Origin of the sequence: Psychrobacter aquaticus CMS 56, assembly GCF_000471625.1 — a bacterium.
Classification (GTDB): Bacteria; Pseudomonadota; Gammaproteobacteria; order Pseudomonadales; family Moraxellaceae; genus Psychrobacter; species Psychrobacter aquaticus.
The window spans coordinates 110,122-124,450 of record NZ_AUSW01000006.1 but is presented as its reverse complement, the minus strand read 5'-3'; the positions used below and the strand labels follow the sequence as shown (position 1 = coordinate 124,450).

The window sequence follows — 14,329 nt, the reverse complement described above, 5'->3', positions numbered from 1 at the left end:
GAAAGAGAAGTACTATGAAAAACGTCTAGTATTCTCTAAAAAGCCAACCGCTGACAAAGGCAAAGTACTCTCGAAACCACGCGTTATAGCGAATTGATAACGGAGTAGGGCTGGCGAGCATAATAGGTTGCACGTAGCCTTGATGCCGAGCGATGTTTGCTGCGCGAATAATATGAAAATCACTGGTCACGATAGCGATGGGCGCTGCGATAGAAATGCCTTTTGCCGCTAATATCTCTTGGCTATAAATAAGGTTTTCTGCTGTACTCGTGCTTTGACCTTCTTGCAAAATATGCTTAAGAGGAATGTCATACGTATCGTACAAGTAGGTTGCCATAATATAGGCTTCGCTATGTTTCTGACCAAAACCTATGCCCCCGCTAGTGATGACTAGCGCGCTTTTTTGTGAATCGATAAGGGGCGCGGCAGTATCCAAGCGTTTGGCAAGTGTGGGTGTGGGTTTGCCTGCCACTGTACCTGACCCTAGTACAATGATAGCAGCGACTTCGGGTATAGCTCTAGCACTTTGTTTAATCTGCTGCTGTAATGCATAAACAAAAATGCCAAAACTGATCAGCCAGATAAAAAACACCATCCATAGCCCATACCAAAAACGGCTTAACCAACAGTTTTGGCAGATGAATCTTATGATGCTGCGCCAAAAAATACCATGAGCAACAAACACCATGCCCAATAAAAAGGGTACAACAGAGCCAAAGTTGATTTTTCTGGACACCATTAAAATCGTACAGTCGACGATCATAAGGCTACCGATAATGGTTAATATAACTCGCACTGGCATTATGAAGTTTTTTGGCAGGGATATACGATTGTTTAAAGGCAATATATTCAATGGATCTTCTATGATGATATTAGTTTGGACGCTACAGCGTGTCTGATAAGAGACGAGTTGATCCCATTATAACGCACCCTATTTTGAGATAACGTCTCACTGTTGTTATTATGAAAGCCAAATTCAATGAGAAAGATGGAATAGAGAGTTAAAGCGGTTTAAGGTTGAAGAAATCGTCTATTAATGTAAATTTAGTGATAAGAAAATCGTAGAAGGTGATATCAGAAAAGCAAGCATGAGAAAACCATAAGATTTATCTTAAAAGTTTTTAAGGGATATTTAGGAGAGGGTGGAAAAAGATAGGAAAACTAAGGCTTTTACTAATATAGATAAGATTGGCGGTGAAGGAGGAAGCCGAACAGATATATTAAGTATTTGATAGATATATTTATTTATATAAATAAATATATTTATACCAACATTTATACCAACAAATAGTAATCGCTATGTATTTCGATAATCATATATTCTTATTATATCATGGCGTTTTAATAACTAAATCTGTCTAAAGAAAATCCTTTTAAAGAGCAAATAAAATTATATTTAATGCAGTGTTGCCACATTGCGGTATAAGTGATAGAGTAGCGACTCAAAACATAGCTATGCAGTGTAATGTTGTTGCAAATAATTCTATTGAGCTTAATATATTCTTCACAGAATATAACTCATAAAGAATAATCTCTCAAAAAAAGGAAATACTAAATATGTTCAATTCTGCTAAAAAAGAACAGAAGCCACGTAAAAGCTGGCTATACGAAATGAGTGTTGATTTAACATTTAGAGATGAAATGATTATCTCACCTGAGTTAATTGATCTTACTAAGACTGTTGAAGGAAGTGAACTACCTAATAATTTATTGAGTAACTTTTTAACTAAAAACGAAGATTATAAATATATCTACCCTCGTGTATCAGATAAAGAGGTTGTTATCAAACACATCTGGTCAGAAATTTTGAGTGATGAAATCGGAATTCAGTTTGATATGTCTTTATCACATAGGGTCAAAGTAAGAGCCGACACTCTAGAACAAGCTGAAGTGAAAGCACATCGAGCATATCAAAATGACAGTGATATTTATCACACTGTTGAAAATCTAAAACTTTTAGACAAAGTAATAATTGAGCGTATTAACTTCATTGAGAAGACAGAGACACCCATTTATCCTGATGAAAAAGATTATTAATCTATATATTTGATAGCTCGCTTAGGTTTTATAAATGTATTCTTATTCGACAAAGATATCACCTAAGTAGGCTATAAAATAAATTCAAACCGATGTAATAGGTTATAAAATGATAAAAAAGCTAAGTGATATTGCGAATATTAGTCCAGGCTATCCATTTAGAACTAGTATTGAACCAGATGATAATAGTGACGTATATGTTGTTCAACTACGCGATGCACAACCTACTGGGCAAATTAACCAGAGTCACATAATTAAGACAACACTTCCCGGTAAAAAAAATCCTATCTGGCTTGAATCTGGAGATATCTTATTTTCCGCAAGAGGTAGTAAAAACTTTGCTGCTTTAGTAGAAGACCTGCCAAAAAAAACAGTATGTAGTCCACATTTTTTTATAGTTAAAGTAAAAAAATTGGCAATGGATAAAGTTTCAGCAGAGTTTATTTGCTGGCAACTTAATCAGCTTTATGCCCAACGTTATTTTATAAAAACTGCTGAAGGAGGTATTAATTTAGGTATACGTCGTAAAGTATTAGAAAGCGTACCTATAAAATTAATACCTATAAATAAGCAGCGTGAAATAGTCGCCCTACACCGAGCTAGCTTGAGTGAGCAAAAAATATTACAACAGCTAATTGAAAATAGGCAGCAAGAACTTAAAGCTATTGCTCTAGATTTACTTAACAAATGAATTATTTAACTATCTATAACTCTTATTAAGGAACCATAATGTCAACCAGCCAAATCAATCAAGACGACATTAATAAAGCGGTTTGGAACGCCTGTGATACCTTCCGTGGGGTCATCAGCGCCGATACCTATAAAGACTTTATTTTGACCATGCTGTTTTTAAAGTATATTTCTGATGTCTATAAAGACGAGTACAACAAGCTGGTTGAGCAGTATGGCGACAATCCTGAATTGATCCATGCCATGATGTCAAAGCAGCGCTTTGTACTCCCTGAAGGCGCAAGCTTCTGGGATTTATACGAGCAGCGTCATCAGCCGGGCAACGGTCAACGTATCGATGAGGCGCTACATGCCATTGAAGAAGCCAACGGCACTAAGCTTAAAAACGTCTTCCAAGATATTAGCTTTAACACTGATAAGCTCGGGCAAGAAAAGCAAAAGAACGAATTGCTGCGCCACTTATTAGAAGACTTCGGCAAAGACATCCTGAACCTAAGTGCTGAGCGTGTCGGCAGCTTAGATGTGATTGGTAATGCTTATGAATTCTTAATCAAGCACTTCGCTGCGGGTAGTGGTGCTACTGCTGGTGAGTTCTATACGCCACCAGAAGTGTCTGATTTATTAGCCACTATTTTAGAACCTGTTGAGGGCGATCAAATCTGTGACCCTGCTTGCGGATCAGGGTCGCTATTGATTAAATGCGGGGCGATGGTACGCAAAAACTCTGGCTCTAAAAAATATGCGCTATTCGGTCAAGAAGCCATTGGCTCGACGTGGGCATTGGCAAAGATGAATATGTTTTTGCATGGTGAGGACAATCACCGTATCGAGTGGGGCGATACCATCCGTAATCCGTTGCTATTAGATAAAGACGGTCACTTATTACAGTTCGATGTGGTGACTGCCAACCCGCCGTTTTCACTGGATAAATGGGGTCATGAGGATGCCAGTAGCGACCCCTATGGTCGCTTCCATCGCGGTGTACCGCCGAAGACTAAAGGCGACTATGCCTTTATCAGCCATATGATTGAAACGCTTAAGCCGAGCACTGGTCGTATGGGTGTGGTCGTACCGCATGGCGTGCTGTTCCGTGCATCCAGTGAAGGTAAAATCCGTCAGCAGCTCATCGAAGAAAACCTTCTCGATACTGTAATAGGTTTGCCTGCTAGCTTATTCTTTGGAACCGGTATTCCAGCGGCTATTTTGCTGTTTAAGAAAAATAGAGGTGATGACAAAGTCCTGTTTATCGATGCGAGCAATGAGTTTAAATCAGGTAAAAATCAAAACCAGCTCACCCCTGACAATATTAATAAAATCATTGAAACTTATAAAGCGCGGGAAAGTGTCGATAAATACGCTTATCTAGCCACCTTTGATGAAATAAAAGAAAACGACTTTAACCTTAATATTCCACGCTATGTTGATACTTTTGAGGAAGAGGCGGAGATTGATCTGGTCGCGGTACGTACTGAGCGTCTGGAGTTAAAAGCTGAACTGGAGAATTTAGAGATTGAGATGGCAGGGTTTTTAAAGGAGTTGGGTTATGATGCCTAATAGTTGGAGTGTGGAAAGTCTCGGCAGCTTAACAAATAAAGTAGGAAGTGGCGTTACTCCTAAAGGCGGTAGCGATAGCTATCAGTCTTCAGGAATCCCTCTAATTAGAAGTCAAAACGTTCTTTGGGGCAAATTAGATTTATCTGACGTTGCTTATATTGACGATAAACAACATAACAAAATGAAAGGAAGTTTCGTTTATAAAAACGATGTATTGTTAAATATTACAGGTGCATCTATTGGACGGGTAGCAGTCTCAGATATTGATGAAGCGAATGTAAATCAGCATGTTTGTATTATTCGTTCTGATGATTTACATCCAGGATATTTAAAGAGTTTCTTGCTATCTTTTCAAGGTCAGAAGCAAATTGAACAGTGCCAAGCAGGTGGCAATAGACAGGGACTAAACTTTGAACAAATAAAGTCGTTTAAAATACCTTTTCCACCTCTCCCTGAACAACAAAAAATCGCTAAAATCCTATCCACATGGGATAAAGCGATTAGTACGACTGAGCGTTTAATTAAAAATAGCACCCAGCAGAAAAAAGCGTTGATGCAGCAGTTGCTGACGGGTAAAAGGTGTTTGCTTAGTACGAACAGTGGTTTTAGTGTGCGAGATGGATTTGCGAAAAGTAAATTAGGAGAGTTACCTGACGATTGGAATTTGTCTTTGATACCTAAGTTTTATTGGTTCCAAGAAGGACCAGGCGTGAGAAAATACCAATTTACAGAAACAGGTGTCAAACTTCTTAATGGCACAAATATTCAGAAATCTAGAGTTGATCTTACTACCACCAAAACACATATATCTGAAGACGAAGCGTATGGTGGATATAAACATTTTTTAGCTGATTCAGGGGATCTAATTATTGCTTGCTCTGGCATTTCAGTAGATAGATTTGATGAAAAAATAGCATTTTTAGAAGATGAACATCTACCGTTATGTATGAATACCAGTACTATGCGCTTTAAAGTAAAGAAAGGTGTGAAAGCTAGCTTAGAGTTTCTTAGGTATTTCATGATGTCTCCATTGTTCAAAAATCAAATTAGAAGACAGATTACTGGCTCAGCACAATTAAACTTTGGCCCTTCACATGTAGAAAAGTGTTATATAGCTTTACCTAGTTATGAGGAACAGGAAAGAATTGCGGCGGTATTAATTAATGCGGATAAAGAAATTGATTTGCTTGAGCAGCAATTGGCTGATTTGCAGCAAGAAAAAAAGGCATTGATGCAGGTTTTGTTGACGGGCAAGAAGCGGGTGAAATTAGAGGAATTAGAATGACTACGACAGATATGTTTACAGGATTTCTAGAAAACCTAAAAGTTAAAAATAGTCACTCAATTACTTCCAAATATGAAAGAATAACCTCCACTCTAAATCAAGAGTTTAGAGGTTTAGACTCTAAAAAAGATAATAGATTACGTGTAGGCTCTTATGGTCGTTGGACAGGTATTAATGGTATATCCGATCTTGATATGCTTTACATCATGCCAAATTCGAAATGGGAAGAATATAAAGATGGTAAGCAGTCCAAGTTATTGGATGATACAAGAGATGCAATTTTGACTACGTATCCTACAACTAAAGTAAAGAAAGATAGATTAGTTATTCAGGTATTGTTTAGCGGTTTTATGGTTGAGGTTCAGCCAGTATTTGAGCAAAGTGATGGTAGTTACAAATATCCTGATTCATATGGTAATGGTAGTTGGAAAACTACTAAACCGCGTGAAGAGATTCAAGCAATGCAGGAATTTGTTGAACAGAAGAACAGAAACCTCAGAAAGCTTTGTAAAATGGTAAGAGCATGGAAGAATAAGCACGGTGTTGGCATAGGTGGATTATTAATTGACACCTTAGCTTATAATTTTTTGAGATCTAACTCGAATTATGATAATCGTTCTGTAGCTTATTATGACCTGATGTGCCGAGATTTTTTCAAATACTTATCTGAAGAACCTATTAAAGATTATTACTTGGCACTAGGTAGTGATCAAAGAGTTAACGTCAAAAGTAAATTTCAAAAGAGAGCTCTAAAAGCGTATAAATTAAGTTTGGAGGCTATCGAAGCAGGTGAGTCTCCAACTGCTCATAAAAAATGGAAGAATATATTTGGTCGAGCATTTCCTGCATCTTCTATACAGGAAAATAAATCTGCACAGACGATATTTGATAATACTGAAGAGTTTATTGAAGATTTCTACCCTGTAGATATTAGATATAATTTAGAAGTAGATTGTGTAATATCTCAGAATGGGTACAGAGTAAATAGTCTCAGGTCTATGCTTGCAAATAATCTGAAACTTCTACCTAAGAAAGACTTAAGGTTTTCTATATGCGATATTAATGTACCTGATAATTATACTGTAAAGTGGAAAGTGCTTAATCGTGGTTCGGAAGCAGAGCGAAGAAACCTTGTTCGTGGACATATTATCGATAGTAATGATGGCTTTGAAGTTAGAAAGGAAACAACAGACTTTAATGGAGAGCATATTGTTGAGTGCTTTGCTATACAGAATGGTGTTGTAGTTGCTAAAGGTCGAATAAAAGTACCAATTCAATGAGATGAAAATGAATAACAATGATTTGAAGAAGCATATTGCTGAAACAGCCTATAACGTTGGCTATGCAGCGAAACTACACTTTTCTAGCTTTGAACTAAATGAGAAGCTACCAAGTCTTATCAGCTTTATTTCAATATCTTGTGGTATATATGCACTGGTTTATGATGAATTATCAACCAAATTTGCTTCTAGTACTTTGGTCATTCTGGGGGTAATTGGTATTTATGTTAGTTTGAAAAGTAATAATGATCAGGACTTCAAAGCCAAGGGTGATGAACTCACTGATTTGTTTAACGAGTTAAAACACTTAATGGCTGAGATTAAACAACAGCCTAATGAAGTAAAAGCGGTATTAGAAAAACTAAAAAATATTGAGGAAAGATTTAACAAGAGCTGTGCATCCCACCACATAATATTTTCGACTTGGCTTGCACATTATAAGTTTTTCGCAGAACAACAAATTGGCTGGATTGAAGAGTATAAAACATTTAACTTCTGGAAAGATAAAGTTCCTTTGACGTTCTGGGTATCTATGTTCGGATTATTAGTATTTTCCATATTCGGTTGTACAGGGTTGTTTGCAGTCCTATGCCAGGCTCTAAACTTTAAAGGGGGTAATTAATTGATGGGAAATATCACTGTCAGCTACCAAGAAGAATTCAGCTCAAAAATTCCTGCCCTAACCTTACTCACCACGCTAGGCTATCAGTTTATTCCACCAAGCCAATGCAACGCCATGCGTAGTAATAAACTGCTAGGTATTAACAAAGCCACTAACCAAGTGGTTTTGCTACCCATCATGCATGCATTTTTAGCTAAGCAAACCTTTACGTTTGAAGGCATACCGCATCATCTATCAGACAGTGCCATTGATAAAATAATGCACGAGCTAAATCCAGCTATGAATCTAGGCTTGCAGCTCGCTAATGAAAAGCTCTATAACGCTATGCTTTATGGCGTGACGGTGACAGAATTTATCGACGGCAAAAGAACATCCCAAACTATCAGTTTGATAGATTGGGACAATATAGATAACAACAGCTTTCACTTTACCGAAGAGATGGTGGTACAGAATGCCGAAGGTACAGGCAACGTCATTCCTGATATCGTATGCTTTGTAAATGGTTTACCGTTAGTGGTTATCGAAGCTAAACGTCCTGACTCCAGTAGAGAGTGGCAATCGACCAATACCCAAGCGGTCTCCCAGCACATCCGTAACCAAGGTCAAAAACAAATCCCGCACCTGTTTGCCTATAGCCAGTTATTGCTAGCGGTAAATGGTAATGACGGCTTATACGGGACTTGTAAAACGCCTGAGAAGTTCTGGGCAAAATGGGTTGAAGAAGATATCCAAGAGCCAGAGTTCAATCGCTTAAAAAATCAAGTGCTCAGTCCTGAGCAGGTTGATTGTCTGTTTGATCATCGTCCTGCGTCTATTAAAAATGAATATCAGGCGTTAATTGATGGCGGTGATCTAGTCGTTACCGATCAAGACCGCTTAATTGTTAGCTTATTAAAGCCTGAGCGTTTGCTTGAGATGACGCGCATGTTTACCTTGTTTGATAAAAAAGCTGGCAAAATTGTTGCTCGTTATCAGCAAGTCTTTGGTATCAAAGCTCTGATTAAACGTATTAGCAGTTTCGACGAGCAGGGCAGTCGTGAAGGTGGAGTGATTTGGCATACCACCGGTAGTGGTAAATCCTTCACAATGGTGTTCTTCTCCAAGGCGCTTATTTGGTTAGAAGCATTAGCACAATGTCGGGTGATTGTGGTCACTGACCGTGTCGATCTAGAAACCCAGCTCAGTCAAACCTTTGCCTCGGGTGGCGTATTGAGTGATCGCGACAAAACGGATGCGATGGCAACCTCTGGTCGCCGCCTAGCGCAGCAAATCGGGCATGGTAATGAGCGCGTTATCTTCTCTATTATTAATAAGTTTGGCTCAGCCGTTAAGTATGATGAGTGCTATAACAACAGCCCAAACATCATCGTCATGGTCGATGAAGGTCACCGCAGCCAAAACGGTGAGAACAATATTCGTATGGCACAAGCCCTACCAAACGCTGCCTTTATTGCCTTTACGGGTACGCCATTGCTTAAGGATGATAAGACCGAAAACAAATTCGGTAGCATTATTCACTCTTACACCATGCAGCAAGCAGTGAAAGATAAGACCGTTACGCCATTGCTCTATGAAGAGCGTATCCCTGAGCTTAATACCAATGACCAAGCCATAGATAGCTGGTTTGACCGTATCACCCAAAAGCTTACTTACGATCAAAAAACGGATCTCAAACGTAAGTTCTCACAGAAAGGTCAAATCTACCAAACGGAAGGTCGTATTGAGCTGATCGCTCACGACATCTCGGATCACTTCCAAAACTTTAAACAGCAATATCTAAAAGGTCAATTGGCTTGTGATTCCAAAGCCTCTGCCATCCGCTACAAGCTTGCGCTAGATAAGATTGGCAAAGTATCATCCGTGGTTGCTATGTCACCGCCTGATACCCGTGAAGGGCATGATACGGTCGATGCAGAATCAAAAGACATCGTACAAAACTGGTGGCAAGCCAATGTTGCACCTGAGTATGGTGGTGATGAAAAAGCTTACACCAAAGCCATTATCGAAGCCTTTAGCCAAGATGATGGTCCTGACATTATGATCGTCGTTGATAAGTTATTAACGGGCTTTGATGAGCCCAAGAATACCGTGCTGTATATCGACAAACCGTTAAAGCAGCACAATCTCATTCAGGCAATTGCTCGAGTAAACCGCTTGCATGAGAAGAAACGCTTTGGTTATCTGATTGATTATCGTGGCATCTTAAAAGAGTTGGATATCACCATTGAGAAATACCAAGACTTAGCGGAACGTACGCAAGGTGGTTTTGATATTGAAGACCTCAAGGGTATGTATAACAGCATGGACACTGAGTATAAACAGCTACCAAGGCTACATAGTGAGCTGTGGGCTATCTTCTCGTCAGTAAAAAACAAGCAGGACGGACAGGCGTTAAGACAAGTGCTAGCGCCTAAGATGCAAGAGGTCGATGGCAGAGTAGTTGATACCAAGCTTAAAGAACGTGATGACTTCTATGCGGCTTTAACCGGATTTTCTAATGCTATGAAAATTGCCTTGCAATCAGCATCCTTCTTTGAAGACAAATCATTCGATAGTAAGCGTGATCGCTACAAAGCCGATCTAAAAGCCTTTGTTAATCTACGCAAGCAAGTCCGTGAAGACGCTGATGAGACTATCAATTACGATGAATACGAAGCGGATATTCGCAGTTTACTAGACAAGCACATTGCGGGGCTTGAGGTAAAAGAAGCAAAGGGCGTTTACCTAGTCGATAACTTAGGGAAAAATATTAAGCCTGAAGCGATGAGTGACGATGAAGCACGTAACCAAACCGATAAGATTACAGGTCGTGTCACTAGAATGATTGAGCAAGACTTGGCTGATGATCCTTATGCGCAAGAGTATTTTTCTAAACTGCTTAAGCAAGCGATTGAAGATGCCAAAGCGATGTTCGATGCACCAGTAAAGCAGTACATGATGTTCTTCGGTCTTGAGCAAGAAGTAAAAGATCGTAACGTCGCGGATGTGCCAAATGAGTTTATTGACGAGTCTGGTAAATTAAACAAACATGCTCAAGCTTATTTTGGTTTGTTTAAGCACTTATTTGATGCTGGTTTCTTAGCGGATAAAGCGTTAGATAATGAGCAGCTTATAAAGTATGCCTTTGCTATTGATAATGCCGTGAACAACGCTGTCGCTGAATACTCAATCAATCCAGCAGAAATAGAAAATGATATCAGTATGAAGTTGCTGCCAATGCTGTTTGCTGATTTGGGTTTAGATAATGCCCAAAAGCTTATAGAAGAAGTGTTGAAAATTACCCGTCTTGGGCTTTCAAGAGAGACAAGAAGCCCACGAGCAGCAAGAGGGTAGTCGCTAATGATTGACAATAACATCGTTTATTATGGTGAAGATAAGATTCACTATGAAGTGGTGCGTAAGGAACTTACCCGCAAGAACACAGCTCACAAGGAAGCAGTCGATCAGCTTGAAAGCTATAGACTTGTCACCGAAAAGACCAAGCCTCGCAAAGTGGTGATTAAGGTGCATCCTGATCAGCGTGTAGTCGCCACAGCACCTATCGATGCTAGTGATGAGATGATATATGATGCGATGATGAAACGTGCTCGATGGATATGGCAAAGCCTGCAAGAATTTGCCAAGCAAAAAGATAATGTATTGCCTAAGCGTTATGTCAGTGGTGAGACTCAGTTTTATCTGGGTCGTCGTTACGTTTTGAAAGTGCTTATTAATTCTGAGGCTGAACCTGGCGTAAAGCTAAGTCGCGGTCAATTAAATGTATTCTTGCCGCAAAGTAATGCACAAATAGACCGGACAATACAAGCTGAAAAAGTGAAAAGTATGGTCGATAAATGGTATCAAAACAGAGCTAAAACCGTCTTCAGTGCCAGATTAAAAACCTTGCTACCAAAGGCTTCGTGGGTAAAAGACGTTCCATTATACAAGGTTTTAATAATGCAGAAACAATGGGGCAGTTGCTCTACAAAAGGCAATTTAATACTCAATCCGCATTTGGTTAAAGCACCAAAAGAATGCATTGATTATGTCATCCTGCATGAGCTATGTCATATAGCTGAGTATAACCATAGTGAGCATTTTTGGCGTTTATTGACGCAGGTGATGCCGAATTGGAAAGAGGTGAAGGCTAAGCTTGATGGGATGGCTGAGCTTTATTTGAATGAGTGAGGGTGAGACGAAAGAATATGGTAAACAATATAGCAAGCACAGGATTCGTTATTAACACTACGTATTAATTGAAATAAAATGCTTGCCTAAGATAGGATTAGTATCCTATTTTAAGTTTAAAACCATTTTCTTCCATATTTATTTGGATACTTTCGCATAAAATTTAGAAACTGATAATGCCTAAAAAAAGCTATCGCTTATCAAGCTCGGTTGCCTTTATTACTAATTTAATCGCTATAACCATTAAATTTAAATTGTTATTTTAGATAAAGTATCTAATTTAGTATTTAAGACACCTGATAGTAATTTTTAAATATATACACGCTGCTGGTTCTGTTGTTGAATTTTTTGTGATATTTGAGTATATAGTTGAGCATTTTCATTTTCACGATCAGTTAGAGTTATTACTAAAGCATAGTTCTCTTTTTCGGAGCTTAAAAGTTCAGCCCATATTTTGTCCTGACGAGTAACTACAATGAACCATTTATCATTAGGATTTCTTTGTCTCATTCTCCAAGTGGATGATTGAACAGTGCCTTTAGATCTCAACTCTGAACTAACATCCCGATTAGATGTAGCATCATCGTTTCTAGTATCAAAATTATGTCTAGTCTCGTTATCGAAATGATTTTGTGCGGATTCAATGGAGTCGTCTTTGATTAGACAAAAACTCATCTTTGTTGCTATATAGTCTTGTCTAGTTGTTTTAACAGCGGGGCAATAAGCTAGTGTCACTCTAATTTCTCTAGAAGCACGTTGTGATCTTAAAAATTCGGGAGATAAAGGTATTTCAATGAAATGATGGTTGTTGTTTTCTATGGCATCTTCTAATAATAGAACTACAACGTTTTCAGTAGATCTGAAAAGCTCGTTTTCATTAATTCGTCCATAACCGGCTATATCTCTACAGACCTCTCTATTCTTGTTAGCTTTGTAACTTTTCTTCAACTCACTCTCAAATGTGCTTTCAATTTCAGGTAGGAGGTTAGCATGGTTAACTAAAAGTGCCCTAAGTAGATTAGAAGAGGCTTCAGGGTAGTTATTAAGAAGTCGACCTGCAAGGTGAGTTACATACGGTGCCGCGAAACTTGTTCCACTCACTTCACTTAATAATGAGCCACCTACAAATTGATTGTTGCAAGTTAATACACCTAAGCCACGACTAGTAGTCTCAAACTGATTACCAAATCGCATTTTTGAAGCTAAGTTCCCCCCAGTAGCTACTAACTCAGGTTTGATCGCTCCTCTTACTGACGGACCACGACGGGTAAAGGGAGAAGGTTGATTTTCGTTAGCAGGGCACAGCTGTGCAATTTCAGGATATCTCTGCTGATCCATAGTAGCGTTATGTCTAGCTAAACTTCCAACAGTAAGCACATTCAAAGCAGGTGCTGGATCGATAATAGTACACGTCTCATGTAAAAGATAATTTGGATATTCGTCTCTCCAACTATTCTCAGGTACGTCAGGATTAGTTGAACCAGTAAAGTTTCCTGCTGAGACTATAAATAGAACATCGAAGTCACGTGCAAGCTTATCTAATATGTATGCTAAGCCACGTATATGTGTGCCATCGTAAGGTGAGTTTTGATTACCAACGGATAAGTTAAAGATACGGCACTGATGTTCTTGTACGAAGTATTCTACAGCCTCAATGATAGAACCCTCAATACAACTTATATCATACTCAGCATTTTCATCTAGAACTTTGCCATTGAAAATCAAGATTTCAGGTTGCCAATAGTTACTTGCTGAACAAGCTTCTAAATCTCCGTATAATGCTACGCTTGCGACCGAAGTTCCATGTCCATTATCATCAAATACGTCCTCTCTACCTCTAATGAAACTTTGGCTTTCTGCTATTGCTGGTGCTAATAAAGGGTGATTGGTAGCAATGCCACTATCCAGAATACAAATTCTAGCTGCATCTTCTGAAGGATGAGGAATATTCCTAGGAAGGGATTCTATACTTACGTTCAATTGATTATAACTGATACCGCTTTCAGGTAATAAGTCAACCATTCTAATATCACAGTGATTCAGTAAATCATCAATAAGATCAGAGTTTAAATCTAAACGATACATTAATAAACTATCTAGATTTATTTTATCAATACGTCTAATTGAATTTGAAGACATCCAATTTTCAAAATTACTACATAATCTTGAACGGTGTGGATGATCAATATTTTCAATAGGCCACAATTCAACATCTAAAGTTAACCTATCTCCCTCTGGAAAGCCTTTATTTCTAATTGCCCAGCTCTTACGATCTTCATTTGTCCAGGTATCAATACTTTCTATCGCTTCTAATATATTTTTATATGTGAGGCTATCGTCCTCATTACCTAGTTTTTGAATGTTATCAGAAAATGTTTCTAAGCCTTCTTTGTCAGTGAAAATAATGCATAGAGTGTTATCTTCTTGACTTATAAAGTTAAGACCATGCTTCACTAATTTCTGTAAATCAACGAAACCACTATAACTGACTTTTAAGATGTGCTTATCAGCTTCAGAGGTAGGGTTTTGGTTTAATACAGTAATCGCATTATTCAAACTTTCAGCTAGTTTTTGCGAATGGACTTTCTTGTCTGGCCTACGAATAGGTTGAATATTAAAGTCTCTTGTCCTACGGGGGTTCTCAAGTGCAATTCTTTTAATTCTTAAGTGTTTATATTCGTTCATTTAGTAAGC

10 protein-coding genes are annotated in these 14,329 nt (G+C 38.4%); 8 read left to right on the top strand and 2 right to left on the bottom strand.

Translation table 11 applies throughout. The annotated features are described in order from the left end of the window. Positions 1-25 precede the first annotated feature (25 nt). The gene (locus M917_RS00840; RefSeq protein ID WP_084606100.1) at positions 26-763 is read right to left on the bottom strand and encodes a YdcF family protein; all 738 of its coding nucleotides are present in this window, start codon (positions 761-763) and stop codon (positions 26-28) included. A gap of 794 nt (positions 764-1,557) precedes the next feature. Here M917_RS00840 and M917_RS00835 point away from each other — a divergent pair. The 8 genes from M917_RS00835 (at position 1,558) to M917_RS00800 (ending at position 11,635) form a co-directional block, all read left to right on the top strand. Then, the gene (locus tag M917_RS00835; RefSeq protein WP_021812850.1) at positions 1,558-2,037 is read left to right on the top strand and encodes a hypothetical protein; all 480 of its coding nucleotides are present in this window, start codon (positions 1,558-1,560) and stop codon (positions 2,035-2,037) included. 109 nt (positions 2,038-2,146) lie between these two features. Next, on the top strand, positions 2,147-2,728 hold the full coding sequence (locus M917_RS00830) for a restriction endonuclease subunit S (protein WP_021812849.1): 582 nt from the start codon (positions 2,147-2,149) through the stop codon (positions 2,726-2,728). Between the two features lie 38 nt (positions 2,729-2,766). Continuing rightward, the gene (locus tag M917_RS00825; RefSeq protein ID WP_021812848.1) at positions 2,767-4,281 is read left to right on the top strand and encodes a type I restriction-modification system subunit M; all 1,515 of its coding nucleotides are present in this window, start codon (positions 2,767-2,769) and stop codon (positions 4,279-4,281) included. Continuing rightward, positions 4,271-5,566 (top strand): restriction endonuclease subunit S, encoded by a 1,296-nt coding sequence (locus tag M917_RS13625; protein ID WP_051354193.1) that lies wholly within the window; start codon positions 4,271-4,273, stop codon positions 5,564-5,566. The genes M917_RS00825 and M917_RS13625 overlap by 11 nt, the downstream gene beginning before the upstream one ends. Beyond that, positions 5,563-6,846: a nucleotide-binding domain-containing protein gene (locus tag M917_RS00815; RefSeq protein WP_021812846.1), complete on the top strand. Its 1,284-nt coding sequence runs from the start codon at positions 5,563-5,565 to the stop codon at positions 6,844-6,846. Before M917_RS13625 ends, M917_RS00815 begins: the two co-directional genes overlap by 4 nt. A gap of 7 nt (positions 6,847-6,853) precedes the next feature. Continuing rightward, positions 6,854-7,468: an SLATT domain-containing protein gene (locus M917_RS00810; protein ID WP_021812845.1), complete on the top strand. Its 615-nt coding sequence runs from the start codon at positions 6,854-6,856 to the stop codon at positions 7,466-7,468. Positions 7,469-7,471: 3 nt separating this feature from the next. Further along, positions 7,472-10,801: a type I restriction endonuclease subunit R gene (locus tag M917_RS00805; RefSeq protein ID WP_021812844.1), complete on the top strand. Its 3,330-nt coding sequence runs from the start codon at positions 7,472-7,474 to the stop codon at positions 10,799-10,801. A 6-nt stretch (positions 10,802-10,807) separates the two neighbouring features. Next, positions 10,808-11,635: a M48 family metallopeptidase gene (locus tag M917_RS00800; RefSeq protein ID WP_021812843.1), complete on the top strand. Its 828-nt coding sequence runs from the start codon at positions 10,808-10,810 to the stop codon at positions 11,633-11,635. Positions 11,636-11,944: 309 nt separating this feature from the next. Here the strand turns inward: M917_RS00800 and M917_RS00795 are convergent, their stop codons facing one another. Continuing rightward, positions 11,945-14,320, bottom strand: a complete 2,376-nt coding sequence (locus M917_RS00795; RefSeq protein ID WP_021812842.1) for a S8 family peptidase — start codon at positions 14,318-14,320, stop codon at positions 11,945-11,947. Between the last annotated feature and the right edge of the window lie 9 nt (positions 14,321-14,329).